Annotated in this window: 16 protein-coding genes; 13 read left to right on the forward strand and 3 right to left on the reverse strand. The window is 66.3% G+C overall.

Annotated elements, in window-relative coordinates:
* Positions 1-178 precede the first annotated feature (178 nt).
* The 3 genes from PQR08_RS20165 to PQR08_RS20175 all read left to right on the forward strand — a co-directional run bounded on the left by PQR08_RS20165 (position 179) and on the right by PQR08_RS20175 (position 4,536).
* Entirely contained in the window at positions 179-988 is an 810-nt protein-coding gene (locus PQR08_RS20165; protein WP_250486098.1) for a DUF4410 domain-containing protein, read from the forward strand.
* 100 nt (positions 989-1,088) lie between these two features.
* A complete protein-coding gene (gene cls / locus PQR08_RS20170; protein WP_238290709.1) occupies positions 1,089-2,360 on the forward strand; it encodes a cardiolipin synthase in 1,272 nt (423 codons plus the stop codon).
* Between the two features lie 106 nt (positions 2,361-2,466).
* Entirely contained in the window at positions 2,467-4,536 is a 2,070-nt protein-coding gene (locus PQR08_RS20175; RefSeq protein WP_187604364.1) for a putative bifunctional diguanylate cyclase/phosphodiesterase, read from the forward strand.
* A 27-nt stretch (positions 4,537-4,563) separates the two neighbouring features.
* On the opposite strand, the gene PQR08_RS20180 is transcribed toward PQR08_RS20175, so the two are convergent.
* Complete coding sequence (locus PQR08_RS20180; protein ID WP_250486099.1) at positions 4,564-6,105, reverse strand: DHA2 family efflux MFS transporter permease subunit; 1,542 nt, start codon at positions 6,103-6,105, stop codon at positions 4,564-4,566.
* A gap of 144 nt (positions 6,106-6,249) precedes the next feature.
* Here PQR08_RS20180 and PQR08_RS20185 point away from each other — a divergent pair, with 144 nt between their 5' ends.
* Positions 6,250-6,693, forward strand: coding sequence for a MarR family winged helix-turn-helix transcriptional regulator (locus PQR08_RS20185; RefSeq protein ID WP_035509686.1), 444 nt, complete (start codon positions 6,250-6,252; stop codon positions 6,691-6,693).
* Between the two features lie 128 nt (positions 6,694-6,821).
* Complete coding sequence (locus tag PQR08_RS20190) at positions 6,822-7,109, forward strand: DUF4148 domain-containing protein (protein ID WP_250486100.1); 288 nt, start codon at positions 6,822-6,824, stop codon at positions 7,107-7,109.
* Between the two features lie 44 nt (positions 7,110-7,153).
* On the opposite strand, the gene PQR08_RS20195 is transcribed toward PQR08_RS20190, so the two are convergent.
* Together PQR08_RS20195 and PQR08_RS20200 are read right to left on the reverse strand one after the other, a co-directional pair.
* Positions 7,154-8,866: a ShlB/FhaC/HecB family hemolysin secretion/activation protein gene (locus tag PQR08_RS20195; protein ID WP_250486101.1), complete on the reverse strand. Its 1,713-nt coding sequence runs from the start codon at positions 8,864-8,866 to the stop codon at positions 7,154-7,156.
* Positions 8,867-8,964: 98 nt separating this feature from the next.
* On the reverse strand, positions 8,965-10,395 hold the full coding sequence (locus PQR08_RS20200; protein ID WP_250486102.1) for a collagen-like triple helix repeat-containing protein: 1,431 nt from the start codon (positions 10,393-10,395) through the stop codon (positions 8,965-8,967).
* A 590-nt stretch (positions 10,396-10,985) separates the two neighbouring features.
* Here PQR08_RS20200 and PQR08_RS20205 point away from each other — a divergent pair.
* From PQR08_RS20205 to PQR08_RS20240, 8 genes are all read left to right on the forward strand, one after another.
* Positions 10,986-11,162, forward strand: coding sequence for a Flp family type IVb pilin (locus PQR08_RS20205; protein WP_187604359.1), 177 nt, complete (start codon positions 10,986-10,988; stop codon positions 11,160-11,162).
* A 149-nt stretch (positions 11,163-11,311) separates the two neighbouring features.
* Positions 11,312-11,806: an A24 family peptidase gene (locus PQR08_RS20210; RefSeq protein ID WP_238290724.1), complete on the forward strand. Its 495-nt coding sequence runs from the start codon at positions 11,312-11,314 to the stop codon at positions 11,804-11,806.
* The gene (locus tag PQR08_RS20215) at positions 11,803-12,261 is read left to right on the forward strand and encodes a TadE/TadG family type IV pilus assembly protein (protein WP_250486103.1); all 459 of its coding nucleotides are present in this window, start codon (positions 11,803-11,805) and stop codon (positions 12,259-12,261) included. The genes PQR08_RS20210 and PQR08_RS20215 overlap by 4 nt, the downstream gene beginning before the upstream one ends.
* A 33-nt stretch (positions 12,262-12,294) precedes the next feature.
* Positions 12,295-13,218 (forward strand): Flp pilus assembly protein CpaB, encoded by a 924-nt coding sequence (cpaB, locus tag PQR08_RS20220; RefSeq protein ID WP_250486104.1) that lies wholly within the window; start codon positions 12,295-12,297, stop codon positions 13,216-13,218.
* Positions 13,219-13,242: 24 nt separating this feature from the next.
* Positions 13,243-14,637 carry a type II and III secretion system protein family protein gene (locus PQR08_RS20225; RefSeq protein ID WP_250486105.1) on the forward strand — a complete coding sequence of 465 codons (1,395 nt, stop codon included), beginning with the start codon at positions 13,243-13,245 and terminating at the stop codon, positions 14,635-14,637.
* Positions 14,634-15,899, forward strand: a complete 1,266-nt coding sequence (locus tag PQR08_RS20230) for a fimbrial protein (RefSeq protein WP_250486106.1) — start codon at positions 14,634-14,636, stop codon at positions 15,897-15,899. Before PQR08_RS20225 ends, PQR08_RS20230 begins: the two co-directional genes overlap by 4 nt.
* A 3-nt stretch (positions 15,900-15,902) precedes the next feature.
* Complete coding sequence (locus tag PQR08_RS20235; protein ID WP_187604353.1) at positions 15,903-17,273, forward strand: TadA family conjugal transfer-associated ATPase; 1,371 nt, start codon at positions 15,903-15,905, stop codon at positions 17,271-17,273.
* The gene (locus PQR08_RS20240) at positions 17,266-18,222 is read left to right on the forward strand and encodes a type II secretion system F family protein (protein ID WP_250486108.1); all 957 of its coding nucleotides are present in this window, start codon (positions 17,266-17,268) and stop codon (positions 18,220-18,222) included. The genes PQR08_RS20235 and PQR08_RS20240 overlap by 8 nt, the downstream gene beginning before the upstream one ends.
* Position 18,223: the final 1 nt, after the last annotated feature.

Consider the following 18,223-nt stretch of genomic DNA (forward strand, 5'->3'; position numbering starts at 1 on the left):
GGGCGTTAGCGGCTCGTGAAACCCCGCGACATAAATGCTCGATAGCCTCCGCCGCGGCCATCGCCCATAGTTGCGTCTGCGTGATCGAGAACGAAAGCAGCAGCGAGAACCGAGAGGCGTGTCACGCATCCACGAATCCACACATTAATTGCCGGCGCGGCCGGTACGGAGGCGCAACATGTCCAGCTCGATCAAATTCTCGTCGCTCAACGCGGTCTTCAAGAAAGCGCGTGGCGCGGCGCTCGCCGGCCTGGTCGTCGGCACGGCGCTGCTCGCCGGCTGCGCGAGCAATCCCGCACAGGCATCGGGCCAATACAACCAGTACGGCGGCCAGTATGTGCAGACCGTCGCGGCCACGCCCGCCGTGCGTCCCGACAACATCTACGTCTACACCTTCGCGAGCGATGCAAGCGAGGTCAAGCTCGACAACCACGGCCTGATCTCGAAGATCAGCTCCTCGATGTCCGGTGACTCGCAGGCGCAGAAGCAGGCGCAAGATGCAGTCGCGGCACGCGAGGAAGTCGCGAACGAGATCGTCGCGAAGCTCCAGTCGATGGGTCTGCGCGCGATCCGCGCCGACGTGCCGCCGCCGCAAGACCAGAACGTGCTGGTGGTGGAAGGCAGCATCAACACGATCGACGCGGGCAATCGCCGCCGCCGCATGGTGATCGGCCTGGGCGCGGGCGAAAGCAAGGTCGGCGCGACCGTGCAGCTCGTCTTCAAGCCGGCGCATGGCGCGCCGCAACTGCTCGAACAGTTCGACGCGAAAGCCGACAGCGGCCACGCGCCGGGCGTCGCGGAAATGGCGGGCGTCGGCGCGGCGGCGGGGCATGTCGCGAGTTCGCTGGCGGTGTCGGGCGGGCTGCATGCCGTGTCGGAGACGAAGCACGCGGGCGTGTCGTCCGACGAGAAGCGTCTCGGCGACACCATCGCCAAGCAGATCGCCAAGCTCGGCCAGGAACAGGGCTGGATGCCCGCGAAGGGCTGATCGAAGCGCCGATCTAAGCGCAGCGAAGTCGAAACATGCGCGGTCCGGAACCTGCTTGCACTATGATTCCGGACGAATGTTCGCTTCGCGAGGCCCACGCATGCTGACGATTGCCCTGATTATCCTGACCGTGGTCGTGACGCTCGTCGTCGTGCTGGTGATCGCGAATCTGACGAGCGGCGAGAAGAAGATCGAGCACAAGATCGAGCGGCTCTACACGAGCGACGATCCGCAATTCATCCGTTCGATGGGCCTGCTGCTCGGGCCGCCCGTCATCGGCGGCAACCGCTTCGAGGTGCTCGTGAACGGCGACGCGATCTTTCCGTCGATGCTCGAAGGCATCCGCGCGGCGCGCGAAACCATCACCTTCGAGACCTTCATCTACTGGTCGGGCGCGATCGGCGAGGACTTCGCACACGCGCTGTCCGACAAGGCGCGCTCGGGCGTCGCGGTGCACGTGCTGCTCGACTGGGTCGGTTCGTCGAAGATGGACAAGCGCTACCTGAAGATGCTGCGCGACGCGGGCGCGGAGGTCATCCAGTATCACAAGCCGCACTGGACAGGGCTCGGGCGCATGAACGACCGGACTCACCGCAAGCTGCTCGTTATCGACGGGCACATCGGGTTCACGGGCGGCGTGGGCATCGCGGAGGAATGGACCGGGCACGCGCAAGACGAGAAGCACTGGCGCGACACGCATTTTCGCGTCGAAGGCCCCGCGGTCGGGCAGATGCAGGCGGTCTTCATGGACAACTGGATCAAGGCGACGGGCAACGTGCTGCACGGCCCGACCTATTTTCCGCACATCGAGGCCGTGGGCGAAGGCTGCGCTCATATGTTCAGCAGCTCGCCCTCGGGCGGCAGCGACGACATGCAGTTGATGTATCTCATGGCGATCACCGCCGCGACGCGCTCCATCCATTTGTCGAGCGCGTACTTCGTGCCGGATAAGCTGACCATCAACGCGATCGTCGAGGCGGCGAAGCGCGGGGTGCGCGTGCGCATCATCACGCCGGGCAAGCGCATCGACACGCACACGGTGCGCGAGGCGTCGCGCGCGTGCTGGGGCGACCTGCTCGCGGCGGGCGTCGAAATGTACGAATATCAGCCGACGATGTTCCACTGCAAGCTCATCGTCGTCGATGAGTATCTCGTGTCGGTCGGCTCGACCAACTTCGACAGCCGTTCGTTCAAGCTCAACGACGAGGCCAACCTGAATATCTACGACCGCGATTTCGCGCGCCAACAGACGGTGATTTTCGATGAAGACGTCGCCCGCGCGAAACGCATCACGCTCGACGACTGGCGCCGCCGTCCGCTCGCCGAAAAGCTGCTGGAGCACGTCGCCGCGCTGCTCGATTCGCAGCTTTGACGTTCGCCGAAAGCGCATTGCGAATATTCCTCATCCGGGGCTAAAGATCGCCGGACGTAAGCCGATAAGACGCTCACGCAATCGAGTCTTCGGGCTATTCGCAACTATGCACGGCACATACAACCTCTGGCTGGTCGCGACATCGCTCGTAGTCGCGACGCTCGCTTCCTACACCGCGCTCGACATCTCGGGCCGGATCGCCTCGCTCGCGCAATCGCGCGTTCGGCACATCTGGCTCGCGGGCGGAGCGGCGTCGATGGGCATCGGCATCTGGTCGATGCATTTCATCGGCGTGCTCGCCTTCGAACTGCCGATTCCGCTCGGCTACGACTTCAAGATCACGGCCGGGTCGCTCGGTATCGCGGTGCTCGTGTCGTTCTTCGCGCTCTTCGTCATCACGAGCAGACGGCTGACGGCGCGACGTCTCATCGCGAGCAGCCTGCTGATGGGCGCGGGCATCGCGGCGATGCACTACACCGGCGACGCCGCGATGCGCATGCAACCGGCGATCGTGTACGACCCGCGCCTGTTCGCCGCGTCGATCGCGATCGCGGTGATCGCTTCGGGCGCGGCGCTGTGGATCGCGCACACGCTCTCGGACGCGAACCAGACCAACGTGCTGGGGAAGCGCGCGGGCGCGGCGCTGGTGATGGGCATCGCGATCACCGGCATGCACTACACGGGCAATGCAGCGGCGGAGTTCCTGCCGGGCTCGATCTGCGGCGCGGCCAACGACGTCGATGCGAACTGGCTCGCGACCACCATCGTGCTGTTTACGCTGGCGATTCTGATCATCACGCTCGTGCTGTCGCGCTTCGACGCGCGCACGGCGCTGCTCGCCGGCTCGGTGTCGCGACTGAATGGCCAGATCGTGCGCATGGCGACCTTCGACACGCTCACCGACCTGCCGAACCGCCGGACGATGAACGAGCGCATCGATCGCGCGATCAGGCACGCGAAGCATAGCGGCAGCCGCTTCGCGATTCTCTTCATGGATATCGACGGCTTCAAGACCATCAACGATTCGCTCGGCCATACGGTCGGCGACGAGGTGCTGAAGGCGTTCGCGCGCCGCCTGCAGGAATGCGTGCGCGGCGGCGATACGGTGGCGCGCCTGGGCGGCGACGAATTCGTCGTGATGCTGGAAAACCTGCACGCGCCGACCGATGCCGAGAAGATGGCCGAACGCATCCTCGAAGCGATGAAACAAGGCCTGCTCGTCGGGAATCATCCGTTGCAGGTGATGCCGAGCATCGGCATCGCGCTCTATCCGCAGGACGGCGACAGCGTCGAATCGCTGCTCAAGCACGCCGACGTGGCGATGTACGAGGCGAAGCGCGGCGGGCGCAGCACGTACCGCTTCTTCGAGGCCAGCATGAACGAGGCGGCGGTACGCACCTTGCAGATACAGCAGGCGCTGCACGAGGCGTTGAACGGCGGTCATTTCTATCTGCTGTTCCAGCCGAAGTTCCGCGGCAGGAGCGGCGAACTGGCGGGCGCGGAGGCGCTGATCCGGCTGGATCATCCGGAGATCGGCACGCTGACGCCGCTCGAATTCATCCCGATCGCGGAGCGTTCCGGTCAGATCGTGCAGATCGGCTACTGGGTCGTGCGCGAGACCTGCCGGCATCTGGCGCACTGGCGCGCGGAAGGGCGTCCGTCGGTGAAGGTGGCGATCAACCTGTCGCCGCGGCAGTTGCACGAGGCGGATCTCGTCGAGAACATCATGACGATCGTGCGCAAGGAAGGCGTGCAAAGCGAGCAGATCATGTTCGAGATCACCGAGACGGTGGCGATGCAGGACGCGCCGCGCACCATCGAGATGATCCGCGCGTTTCAGGAGAATGGTTTCGAGATCGCCATCGACGATTTCGGCACGGGGTATTCGAGCCTCGCCTACTTGCAGCGTTTTCGCGCGAAGCAGTTGAAGATCGACCGCTTCTTCACGAACGGACTCGACGAGAACGGGCAGGAAGGGCGCGCGATCGTCTCGGCGATCATCGCGCTCGCGCATTCGCTCGACATGGACGTGGTCGCGGAAGGCGTCGAGACGGGCTCGCAGCTCGACCGGTTGCAGGACATGATGTGCGACGAGATGCAGGGCTTTTTGCTGGCGATGCCGCTTTCGGCCGATGCGTTCGGGGTGATGCTGGAGCGGGGGGAGGTGAGTGTGTAGGGCGTTATCGAAAAAGCACTGACGCCCTCAATCCATCGCCGCATGCGCAACCGATTCATCCGCGGAACCCTTGCCCGCCGGCCGGATCAGCAACAACAATGGCACCACCAGTAACGTCGCGACGAACATCAGCTTGAAATCGTTGAGATACGCGATCATCGACGCCTGCTGCGTGATGGTCTGATTGAGCATCGCCATGTCCTGCATGGAGCCGCCGGACAGGATCGACTGCATCGCCGGATTGAACGGCGTCACCTGCGCGGCGAGGTCCGCGTGGGCGACCTGCGTGTTGCGCGTCATCAGCGTCTGCACGATCGAAATGCCGATACTGCTGCCGATATTGCGCATGAGGCTGTAGGTGGCGGTGCCGTCGGCGCGCAGTTCGGGCGTGAGCGTCGAGAACGTCAGCGCCGACAGCGGCACGAACACGAGCCCCAGCCCGAAGCCCTGGATCACGCCCGGCCACACGATATCCGACGCCGACAGCACGATCGTGTAATGCATCATCTGCCAGAGCGCCAGCGCCGAAATCAGGAAGCCCGACAGCAACAGCAGACGCGCATCGATGTGCTTCAGGAGCCGCCCCGCGACGAGCATCGCGATCATCGTGCCCGCGCCGCTCGGCGCCGTGACCAGGCCCGTCGTCGCGACGGGATAGTTCATCAGGTTCTGCAGCATCGGCGGTAACAGCGCGCGCGTCGCGTACATGACCGCGCCGATCACGAAGATGAAGCACGTGCCGGTCGCGAAGTTGCGATCCTTCAGCAACTGGTATTTGAAGAACGAGCGCGCGCCGGCCGTCGCCGTATGCGCGATGAAGAAGACGGAACTGAGCGCCGCGAGCAGCGCCTCGATGCGGATTTCCATCGAGCCGAACCAGTCGAGCTGTTCGCCGCGATCGAGCATTGCCTGGAACGCGCCAATCGCGAGGCCGAGCGTCGCGAAGCCGAACGCGTCGAACTTCACCGCGCGCCGCGCGGCCTGCGCGGGCAGGAACGTCATCACGCCGAAGAGCGCGAACGCGCCGATCGGCACGTTGATGAAAAATACCCAGCGCCAGTTGTAGCTGTCGGTGAGCCAGCCGCCGAGCGTCGGACCGAGAATCGGCCCGACCATCACGCCCATGCCCCAGACGGCCATCGCCTGGCCCTGTTTCTCGCGCGGATTGATGTCGAGCAGGATCGATTGCGACAGCGGCACGAGCGACGCCCCGAAAACGCCCTGCAACAGCCGCGACGCGACGATCTGCGTGAGCGTCTCCGACAGCCCGCAAAACGCCGACGCCACCGTGAAGCCCGCAATCGAAATGCACAGGAGCTTTTTCACGCTCAGCCGGTCGGAAAGCCAGCCGGTGAGCGGCGTCGCAATCGCCGCCGCGACGATGTAGGACGTCAGCACCCACGTGATTTCGTCCTGCGACGCCGACAGGCTGCCTTGCATATGCGGCAGCGCGACGTTCGCGATCGTGCTGTCGAGCGTCTGGATCAGCGTCGCGAGCATGATCGAGACGGTCAGCATGCCGCGGTTCAGGGGCGCCGCGGCGCTTTCCGTGGAGACTTCGGAGGACATGGACGTGACCGCGAACTGGCGGCGTTTGTAAGTAGGGTGATGATAAGCAGGCTTATTATAGGCCGTGCGCGACGCGGCGCAATCGGTCAATTACCGGGTGCGCGCCGACTGCACGCATCGAAAGCTCTTCCATATAATCGCGCGATGGAAACCCAACTCGACAAACGCTTCGGCTTTCTCGTCGCGGACGTGGACCGCCTCTGCGGCAATCGTTTCGACGTATTGGCCAAGTCATCGCTCAATCTCACGCGCGCGCAGTGCCGCGTGCTCGCCTATCTTTCGCATTACGGCGAAGTGAATCAGGCGCGGCTCGCGGAACTGCTCGAAGTCGCGCCGATCTCCGCCGGACGTCTGCTCGACCGCATGGAAGAGGGCGGATGGATCGAGCGGCGCCTCAATCCCGACGACCGCCGCGAACGCCAGGTCCGCATGACCGCGAAGGCGGAAAAGGCGCTCGACAAGGCGCGGCGCGTCGGTGACGAGATCACGTCGGAGGCGCTCGCGGGTTTCAGCCGGCAGGAAAGCGAGCAACTGATCGCGCTGCTGCAACGGGTGCGCGGGAATCTGAGCCGCATCGTGGACCGGTGAGCGGTCGTGGGCGCCTCTGCCGGTTTCGGCGCGTCGTGCTAACGTGCCGCGCGTGGATCGCGGATTGCTTGCGCGATCCACGCAAGCGCTGTTGTCAACTGTCGCCATCCATCCGGAGAAGATCGATCATGAAGAAACGCACCGCACCGTTCGCCGTCCTCGCTCTGTCCGTCGCCGCATTCGTCGCGATACCCGTCGCGCACGCGCAGGACACGGCCGCATCCACGCCGAAGCAGATCAAGAAGGCCCAGCGCAAGGAAGCGCGCGCGAAGAAGAATGCCGAGCTGAAGCAACTGGAGCAAAACGGCTACAACCCGGCGGGCGAACAGACGAACTATCCGCAGAATCTGCAGAACGCGCAGGCGAAGATCAACGCGCAGAAGGCCGGCAAGCCGGCCCCGGCGTCGGCGCCATGATCTGTCGATTCGTAGCGTGAGGACGCGGGACGCTTCCCGCGTTTTCAGTCGAGCTGATACGACAGCGTCGCGTTGATCCTCGGGCTGCGCGACGAACTCTCGACCGGTGCGTCGCCCACGGCCTTCGCCACCGACAAATCGATGCTGTAGTGCTTCGCATCCGACACCCGAAAGCCGATGCCCACCGAGGATAACCTGCGCGGATTCGCCGTTCCGCCGTGCAGAAACACGCGCGCGGCATCGACCATCACGTATGGCGTGAAGCTCCTGAGATACGTCATGTCGACGGCGACCGGACGGTTCACTTCGAACGACGCGCCCCAGCCCGAATCCCCCGACGCCTCGCCCGGCTGATAACCCAGCGCGAAACGCTGCGCGCCGAACGAGATCTGCTCGGAGGTCGGCAGCGTATCGGGCGAATACTGGCCGGTCATCGAAACGACCGTGCCGATTTTCCACGGCCATTCGTTGCTTTGCGAGTAGGTCGCGCCGGTGCGCACGAACGTCAGTGAAACAGGATTGACCGGCGCATAGCCCGCGATATTGGTTTGCGCGCTCTTCGATGCGCCGAGCACGTCGAACGCCTTCGCGACATTGAAGCTCGCGCGCCGCACGACGCCCGTGCCGATGCCGGTGTAATCGAGCTGCACTTGCGCGACGCGAATCTGCGAGCGCTGCGACAGATAAGGATTGCCCGCGGCGATCGTGTTCTTCAGCCGGTCTTCGTCGTGCGACGCATACACGGTCGCCGTGCCGACGACGCTGCGCGCATTGCTCAGCATGAACGGATACACGCCGGAAAACGCGAGCTTGTCGTTCACGACCGTGCGCTCGATATAGGAGGGCAGGCCCGGATTGTCGACGGGATGGCCGTGGTAATGCGAGGCATCGATCTTCGCGGTGAAGCCGTCGGTCCCGATGGGCAACGCGCCGTTCACCGCGTAATACGTCTGATCGTCGCGGCCTTTGGGTAGCAGCGCGGAAGCCGTAAGCGATTCGCCGAGGCCGAGCATGCCGTTTTCCGTCGCGCTCAGAATGCCCTGCACGCCCGGATGATTGAAGTCGATACCGGTGCTGACATTGAACGGCTTGCGTTCGACATCGAGTTCGAGCGCGGTCGCGCCATCGGTGTTCTGCGGCGGCGCGACGGTCGCTTTGGTCTTCACGCCCGGAATCATCCCGAGCACGTTGATATAGCGCTCGAAGCTCGCCTGCGTGAGCGGCCGGTCTGCTTTCAGACGCTCTGCGACCGCGCGGATGCGTTTCTCCGCCGCGCCCGCGTTCCCCTTCACGACGACCTTCGCGATATATCCCTCGACGATGGTCACGCGCACGACGCCGTCCTGAAACGTCTGCGCCGGCACGAACCCGAACGATAGCGCGTAGCCGTGCTCCTTGTAGAGCGCGGTGACGCCGTTCGCGGCCTCGATCAACTGACCGATGGTCACGTCCTTGCCGACGAAAGACGTGAAGCGCGCGGCGATCCGCTCGAAGGGCAGGGCCTTCACGCCTTCGATCTCGATCTTCGTCGGCGTGAGATGACGCGCGAGCAGCGCATCGAGCGCGGGGGCGGGCGGCGCGACGTTCACCGAGACCGGCGCTTTGGGCGGGGCGTTGACCTGCGGCAGCGCGTCGAGCGGATTGCCGCCGAGATTCGCGCGCGGCGCGGGCTGCGTCTGAGCGTAAGCGTGATGCGATGCGATCGGCGCCGCAAGCGCGGCGAGCATGAGCGCCCGTGTCCATTCACGGATCTTCATTGTGATGCCCTCGTAGGGTTGCGAGAACGTCGTCGCGTTCTTCGTCGATGCGGGGCGCGAGGCCGTTCATCGACCTCGCGCCCCGGTGAGCGTGATGACTAGCGCCGCGTGCCTCCCAACGCGCCGCCGACGAGCGATCCCACTGCGCCGAGCAAGCCGCCGTTGTTCGCGCTGCCGGTGTTGTTGCCGGTGGTCGTCGAAAGACCCGCGCCTGCGCCCGCACCCGCCGTCGCCGATCCCTGGTTGGCCGCGACGGTCACGCCGACCACGCCTGTCACCGATGTCACGGTGCCGAGCACGGAGCCCGCGGCGCCCGGCGAGCCGGTCAATGCGCCGACGACGCCAGTGACAGGCGCGAGCACGCCGCCCGCTGCGCCCGTCGCGCCGGTCGCGCCCGTCAGTCCGCCGACGACCCCAGTGACGGGCGCAAGCACACCGCCCGCACCCGATCCGCTCACTCCGCCGAGCACGCCCGTCAGCGGCGCGAGCGGACTCGCACCCGGCGCGCCGTGCACCAGCCCGCCCGCCGATGCCACCGTCTGCCCCGTCGTCGACACGAGATTGCCGACGCCCGCCGTGACCGGATTGCCGCCCGTCGCGGCGATGTTCTTGCCCGCGTTGTTGAGCGTGCCGCCGAGCGTCGTCAGCAGATTGTTGACGGGCGTGCCGAGTCCGGTCGCCGCGCCGACGGTCTGCGTCGTCGAACCGGCGAGCGCGGTGATCGGCGTGATTGCCTGACTGACCGTCTGCGTGAGTTGTTGCACGGGCGTAGTCGTGAGCGTCTGGCCGAGCACGCCGCCCGTCTGCGTGACGGCGTTCCCCGCGATTCCGACGATGCTGCCGACAGGCGTCGTCACGGGCGCGAGCGGCGACAGCGCGCCGCTGCCGATGCTCGAGACGAGCGTGCCGGCGCTCGATACCGTCGCGCCCGTCTTTTCGACGCCGCCGCCGAGGCTCGCCGCCGTCGTGCCCAACGGATTCGCGCTCGTGCCGATGGTGCCGAGCCCGGCCGAGACGCCATCGCCGAGTGTGGACACGGCCCCGCCGAGATTCGATACGACATCGCCCGCGGCTTTCGTGGTGCCCGCGCCGACGCCGGGCGCGGCCGTCGAGCCGATCGCCGTGCCGACGCCCGATACCGCGCCGCCCGCGGCGGACACCACGTTGCCGGTCTTGTCCGCGACGGCCGCGACGGGCTGAGGGGGCGAGCCGCTGCCCGATCCGCCGCTGCCGCCGCTTCCGCCGCCGGTCCCTCCGCTGCCGCCACCGGTGCTGCCGGTGCTGGTCCCCGAACCGCCGCCCGACCCCGTTCCCGATCCCGTTCCCGTCCCCGCTCCCGAACCGCTGCCGCCAGCCGAGCCCGAGCCGCCGCCATCGCCGGTCGAGATCGCGCCGGACCCCGCGCCCGAACCCGCCGACTTGCTCATCGTTCCTGACCCGCCGCATGCGCTGAGTGCGAGCAAGCTGGCGACCGCCGCCGCGACGACGGTCTTCGCCAGAATTTCGCGTCCGATATTCCTCGTATTCATTTGGCCCTCGATGTCTTGTATTGAACGAACCGCGGGCGATTAACTGCATTAGGTGTGCCATCGCACGGACAAAGAGGGCGATCGATGAATCGGTGAGCGATTTGATCCCACGCGTCAAGGACTTAGGTAATAGCGCGGGCTTTAGCGGTCGTTTGTGAATCGGTTCCGAAGCGCTTTATGTAACGTTACGAACGGCTGGCCGTGTTACGCCGCGATGGGTTACGCAATCGCGCTGTGCTGCCGATAAGCAGGAAATAAATGCTGTCTGTGATCGCGCGAAACAGTTGCTTCTACTGATATTCCGGATACGGTTGCCAAAATGCAGCATTCGCAAAGGGCGCATCCAAATAAACGGTCAGACAATAATTGATTTTGAGATAGGCTTGCGTTATAAATCGGCTAACCGAAACCTCTTTCCCTGGCAAACGTTCGCGAGGTGTTATCGAGAGGGACGAAGGCGACAAGAAAATCAGAGTTGTAATGCACATTCGACGTGTGGTCCGGGCGGGGCCGTTGCACGCGCCTGCCCGACGCACGGACGAAAAACATATGCGGCCAGAGAGAAGCAGCACCAGACCGAGGACATAAAAATGAACGCAAACATCCTGCAATTCATTCGCGACCGCCGCGGGATTACCGCCATCGAATATGGACTGATCGCCGGTGTTCTCGCACTCGGGATCATGACGGCGGTCGGCGATGTCGCCACTCAACTGAAAAGCACGTTCGAAGCGATCAAGACGGAGCTGTCGAAAACCACGTCCTGAAGCGATGAGCGGCATTCGCCGTTATTCGGTGCGCGCCTGATCGGCTAATCGCGGAAATTCGCGCCGGTTAATTCCGGCGCGGCATTCCTATTATCGGGCGTCTCTTAATCAAGCATCCGTATTAAACCGGATGAGGGTTTCGCTTTGCCATGCTTTCAATCGAATCCGCGATATTTATCGCCTGGGCGCTCGCGATCGTTATATTCGACTGGCGGCGCAGGCTGATTCCGAATGCGCTCATTATCGTGGGTGCATCGTGCGCGCTCGCGTTTGCCGCCGCGCATATCTCTCCTTTCGATACGTCCATCGGCGTCGCGCTCATCGGCTTCGGCGCGGGATTCGTCGCGCTGATGCCGTTTCATGTGCTCGGCATGATGGGCGCCGCCGACGTCAAGGCGTTCGCCGTGCTGGGCGCGTGGTGCGGGCCCCGTGCGCTCGTCGGGATTTGGGTCGCGGCGAGCCTCGCGGCGTTCGTGCATGCACTCGTGCTGCTCGCGCGCCGCCGCGCCGTGTTCGCATTGCGCGATCTCCCCGACACCGCGACGCTCGAAGAACGCAGGCGCAACAGCACGCCGTACGGTGCGTTGCTGGCGGCCGCCGCGATCGGTCATCTCGCGCTTTTCGCGACCGGAGCGCACGCATGACGCGCCGGCCCGGCCGTCACGCTCAACGCGGCAACATGGCGATCGAATTCGCGATCGTGTTTCCGCTGTTCTTCGTCGTCTTCTACGCGATCGTCACCTACAGCCTCATCTTCGTCGCGCAGCAATCGCTGACGCTCGCGGCCGAAGAAGGCGCCCGCGCCGCGCTGCGCTTTCAGGCGAACGCACAGAGCGTCGACGACGCCCTCGCGCGCCGTGGCGCCGCCGCCTGCGAGACCGCGAAGGGCCTGACGAACTGGCTCGCGGGCTTCGCGCAATGCACCGCCGCGCCCGCGCCGTGCGCGTATGACGCGACGCTGCGCTGCATCGAGATCACGCTCGATTACGGCTACGCGCAACGGCCGCTCGTGCCGACGCTGCCGCTCTTCGATCTGGCGCTGCCCGATGCGCTCGTCGCGCGCGCGATGGTTCAACTCGATCCGGACAACGTGCTATGAGCGCGCGCGTTCGCATCCACTTCTGATGACGTCATGGCCCATCTCACCCGCACCTTCGCCATCCTGCTATTCGGGCTCGCGCTCATCCTGGGCATCTTCGCGGTGATGCTCGCACGCGAACCCGCGCCCGCGCCGGAGCATGACCGCGCGCCCGCGCATGCATCGGCGATGGCGACGCCGCAGCGCCTCGTGCCGGTTGTCGTCGCGGCGCGCGATCTGCCCGCGGGCAAGGCCATCGACGCCGACGCGCTCACGGTGCGCATGCAGGCGGAATCGTCGCCGGGCGCGTTCGGCGACAGCGCCGCGCTGGTCGGACGCGTGCCGCTCTCGGCGGTGCAAAAGGGCGCGCCGCTGACCGCCGACGTGCTGTCGAGCGGCCTCGCCGATGTCGTCGTGGCGGGCGAGCGCGCGGTGGCCGTGCGCATCGACGAGACGAATGCGGTCGGCAACTACGTGCGTCCGGGCGATTACGTCGACGTGTTTTTCACGCTGAAGCGCGAGGGCGGCGCGGCGAACGGCGATGCCGAGATCGCGGCGACGCAGGCGCGGCTGCTGTTGTCGAAGGTGCGTGTGCTGAGCATGGGCGACGCGTCGCTCGGATCGGGCGAGACCAAGGGAAAAAGCGCGGCTCAGGTGAGCCCGCGCACGGCGGTGCTCGCCGTCCGCACCGCCGATATCGACGCGCTCACGCTCGCGGAAAGCGCGGGCCGCCTCGTGCTCGCGCTGCGCAATGCAACCGATGACGAAGCGCCCGCGCCGCCCGCGTTCGCGCCGCTGCATGCATCGGCGCGGCCCGACAGCGCCGCCGATCGCGCAGCCGCGGGCATTTCGCTCGGCACGCTCGCGGGCGCGCGCGTCGCGGCGCGCGCCGTCGATAAGCCGCGCAGCGCACGGCCGCCCGCGAGCGACGAGGTCGAAGTGATTCGCGGCGGCCGCGCGGAACGCGTCGCGTATTGAACGAACCGCAGGCCATATATAACGATGACAAGAAAACGGCAACGCAGCACCGGATCGAATCGATGGAAGAGCGCGGCGCTCGCCGCATGCGTGGCGGCCGCGCTCGCCGTCGATGTGTACGCGGCATCGCGCGATGCTTCGCAATCCGAAGCGGTTTCAGCCGCCGACGCGAGCGTCATCGCGCTATCGACGGGCGCGCAGAAACCGCTCGCGCGCGGACGGACGATCACGCGCGTCGCGGTCGGCGATCCGTCGGTCGCGGATGTGAACGTGCTGAAGGGCGGCGGCGTGCTGCTCGTCGGCAAATCGGCCGGAACGACGAACCTGATGCTGTGGGAACGCGGCCGCGATGCGCCCCTGTCGTACACGGTCGAGGTCGCGGCGGCGGCCAGTGCCGCGCTCGCCGACGCCGAAGCGCCGCAAGTGCGTGTGCTGGGCAAGACCGCCGTGCTTACCGGCACGACGCCGACGATGGACAAGCATCAGCGCGCGGTGGCGGCGGCACGCGCGTCGGTGGGCAAGGACGGCGCGCTCGTCGATGCATCGGCGGTGGCGACGAAAAGCGTCGTCCAGGTCGATGTGAAAGTGGTCGAGTTCAGCAAGACCGTGCTCAAGGAAGCGGGCTTCAATCTGTTCTCGCAGAACCACGCGGGCTTCGCGTTCGGCACCTTCGCGCCGAGCGCGCTCACGAGCGTCACGGGCGGCGCGACCAGTCCGCTCGCCGTGACCGCGACATCGCCGATCGGCTCCGCGTTCAATCTGCTGCTCAACTCGACCTCGCGCGGGCTGTTCGCGAACCTGAGCCTGCTCGAAAGCAACAACCTCGCGCGCGTGCTCGCGCAGCCGACGCTCGTCGCGCTGTCGGGGCAAAGCGCGAGCTTTCTCGCGGGCGGCGAGATTCCGGTGCCGGTGCCGCAATCGCTCGGCACGACGACCATCGTCTACAAGCCCTACGGCATTGGACTTGCGCTGACGCCGACGGTGCTCGGGCCGGAGCGCATCGCGCTCAAGGTCGCGCCCGAGGCGAGCCAGCTCGATTTCGCGCACGCGATCACCATCGATGGCGTGTCGGTGCCCGCGCTCACCACGCGCCGCGCGGAAACCGCCGTCGAACTCGGCGACGGCGAGAGCTTCGTGATCGGCGGGCTGGTCGATCGCGAAACGGCCTCCAACGTCAACAAGGTGCCGCTGCTCGGCGATCTGCCGATCATCGGCGCGTTCTTCAAGACCTTGCAGTACTCGCAGCAGGATCGCGAACTGGTGATCATCGTGACGCCGCATCTCGTCGCGCCGATCGCGAAGAATGCGGCCTTGCCGTCGACGCCGGGCCAGCAATCCGAACAGCGCGACGGTCCGGTGTGGCGTTCGTTCATCGGCGGGGCGCTGTCGTCCGATGCCGCGCCGGGGTTCTCGCGATGAGCGCCGCCTCCGCGCCGCCGACGCGCTTTCTCTGCGCGAGCCCCGACGCCGCGCGCCGCGACTGGCTGCAACACGCGCTGGCGGACGCGGGCGCGGTCGAAGCCGCGCCGTGCGATGCCGCGGGATTCGTCGCGCGCATCGGTGAAAGCGCGCCGGCGATCGTGTTCGTCGATTTCAGCAACGCCGGCGCGAGCACGCTCGCCCACGCGGCCCGCGATGCCTTTCCCGGCGTGCCGATCGTCGCGCTCGGCACGCTGGCGACGCCCGCGCCGGCGCTCGCGGCATTGCGCGCGGGCGTGCGCGATTTCATCGATATCGGCGGGCCCGGCGACGATGTTCTCGCGATCACGCAGCGCCTCATCGACGAGCGGCCGCTTGCGCGCGGCGAGCCGCCGAGCCGTCACGGCAAGCTGACGGTGCTGCTCGGCGCGCGCGTCGGCGTGGGCGTGAGCACGCTCGCCGCGAATCTCGCGGTGAGTCTGCAAAGGCGCGGCACGCGGGCGGGCCGCGCGATGGCGCTGCTCGATCTCGGCCTGCCCGCCGCCGACAGCGCGCTCCTGCTCGACATGCGCTGCGAGCTGCATTTCGTCGATGCCGTGCGCAACCTGCGCCGCTTCGACGACACCTTCGTGAACACCGCGTTCGCGCGTCACGCGAGCGGCCTCGCGCTCACGACGCTGCCCGCCGATCTAGCGGAGATGCGCGCGATCTCGTTCGCGTCGGCGGTGAGCACGTTGAATCGGCTGCGCGCGTATTTCGATCATCAGATCGTCGATCTGTGCGGCTTCTCGAATACGGAATTCGTCGGAGAGACCTTGCAGGCCGCGGACGAAGCATGGCTCGTCTGCGATGCGAACGTCGCGTCGGCGGTGTCGGCGATGGCGCTGCTCGACGCCTTGCGCCCCGCCGATGAAAACGCGCCGCCCGCGAAGATCGGTCTCGTCGTGAACAAGTTCGACGCCGCGCTGAATTTTGGCGCGGATCAACTGGCGCAGCGGCTCGATCTGCCGCTCGTCGGCGTGCTGCCGGAGCGCGCGCAGGCGCTGGGCCGCGCGGTGAATCAGGGGCGCCTCCTCGCCGATTGCGCCGAACGCGATCCCTACGTGCGCGCGCTCGCACCGCTGGTCGCGCGTCTCGCACGTCTGCATGGCGAGCTTCCCGATGAAGCCGCGCACGAGCCGAAGGCGCGCGGCGGGCGGCTGAGCGCACGCGCGGCGATCAACGTCGCGCATCTCCTTCCCAACTTTCTCAGACGGTCATAGACGATGGCTCAGGACTTCAGCAAGGACATCGCGTTCGCGAACGATCTGGCCGAAGACGCCGTCGCGTTCGCGCATTCGCAGCAGTTTCAGGATGTGGCGACGGCGGCGCACGAGCATCTGCTTACGCGCATCGAGGAACTGGGCGCGGAGTTCGGCCGATGGTCGCGTCAGGCGATTCAGCAATTCGTCGATCTTGAGATGGACAGCTTCGTGCGTCTGCGGCGCGTGCCGCTGAACGAGAGCGAAGTGCGGCTGGTTGCGGCGGCGCTGACGAAGGAACTCGCGGGCTTCGGTCCGCTGGAAGACCTGCTCGCCGATGCCGCCGTCGAAGACATCCTCATCAACGGCTACAGCGACGTGTATGTGTCGCGTCACGGCATGCTGGAAAAGATTCCGGTGCGTTTCGCGGACAACGCGCATCTGCTGCGCATCGTGCGTCGCATTCTCGCGCCGATCGGACGGCGGCTCGACGAGTCCAATCCGATGGTCGATGCGCGCCTGCCCGACGGCGGCCGCGTGAACGTCGTGATCGAACCGCTGTCGATCGATGGTCCTGTCGTATCGATCCGCAAGTTCAGGCGCGATCCGCTGCGCCCCGACGATCTGCTCGCCAACGGCACGTTCAGTCAGGACATTGCATCGCTGTTGCAGGCGGCGGTGGACGCGCGCTGCAACGTGCTCGTGTCGGGCGGAACGAGTTCGGGCAAGACATCGCTGCTGAACGCGCTCGCGTTCTTCATTCCGAAGCACGAGCGCGTCGTGACGATCGAGGATACGGCGGAACTCTCGCTGAATCATCCGCATGTGGTGCGGCTCGAAAGCAGGCCCGGCGGTTTCGATGGCGCGGGCGTCGTGTCGATCCGCGATCTGTTGCGCAATACGTTGCGGATGCGGCCGGACCGGATCATCGTCGGCGAAGTGCGCGGCGGCGAAGTGCTCGAAATGCTTCAGGCGATGAACACCGGCCACGACGGTTCGATGGGCACCGTCCACGCAAGCTCGCCGCGCGAATGTCTCTATCGGCTGGAAATGCTCGCGGGCTTTGCGGGTTTTCAGGGCACCGAAGCGAGCCTCAGAAGACAGATCGCCAACGCGATCGATTTCATCGTGCAGATCGGACGGCTCTCGAACGGGCGGCGGCGCATTCTCTCCGTGACCGAAGTGACCGGGCTCTCCGACAACATCATCGCGATGCAGGAGTTGTATCGCTACGAGCCTTCCGTCGACGCCAGCGGCAACGAAGAAGATCGCTGGACCTGGCTCGGCATCCATCCGAGTTCGACGAAGCTCGCGAAGTTCCGGCAGGCGCTCGGCGTCGCGCTGTCGGAAGGTTTCGGACATTCGGGGCGTTTCGGCGGGGGCTTCAATGTATAGAGCCGTCGCCATCATCGCGATGCTCGCGCTGCTGTGCGCGGCGGCCGCGCTCATGCTGTGGCGGCGCGGCACGCATACGCGCGAGCGCGCGCTGACCGAGCGCTTCGTCGATCGGCAAGTGCAGGCGCCTCGGCCGCAACACGCTCCGCGGCCCGTCGCGAGCGCGCCGGCCACGGCGGCGCCGAATGGCATCGGGGCGGGCATTGCGCGTGGGCGTGCGGCGTTCGCGAATCTGATGCATCGCGCGGGCATCGAACGTCCGCGCGCGCTCGCGGGCACGACGCTCGGCATCGCCGCGTGCGCCGGGCTCTGGTGCGCGCTGCGCGCCGGTCCGGTGATCGGCGCGGGCGTCGCCGCGCTCGTGCTCGCCGCCGTGTACGCATGGCTCGCGTGGCGCGCGCAGAAGCGCCAGCAGCGCATCGTGCGGCAACTGCCGCCGTTTCTCGATGGCATCGTGCGCATGATCGTCATCGGCCATAGCGTGCCCGCCGCGTTTCAGGCCGCGCTCGCGAGCGCCGAAGCGCCGCTCTCCGAATGCCTCCAGCGCGCGCTGCCGATGTTGCGCACCGGCGCGGAGATCGATCACGCGCTCGGCGCGGTCGCGCGCATGTATCGCGTGCGCGAGCTCGAGCTCGTCGGCTCGGTGCTGCGCGTATCGGTGAAATACGGCGGCCGCTCCGATGTCATGCTCGACCGCATGGCCGCGATGATGCGCGATCTGGAGCAGGCGAGCCGCGAGTTGGTCGCGCTATCGACGGAAACGCGGCTGTCGTCGTGGGTCCTCGGACTCCTGCCGATCCTGCTCGGCGCGATGGTGATCGTGACCAACCCCGCCTATTTCGATGCGATGTGGAGCGACGCGCTCGGCAAGCGCCTCGTGTATGTCGCCGTCGCGCTTCAGATGCTCGGCGCATGGCTGCTGTACCGGCTCGCGAGGCTCAGGACATGAA

Origin of the sequence: Caballeronia jiangsuensis (assembly GCF_046030135.1) — a bacterium.
GTDB classification, from domain to species: Bacteria; Pseudomonadota; Gammaproteobacteria; order Burkholderiales; family Burkholderiaceae; genus Caballeronia; species Caballeronia jiangsuensis.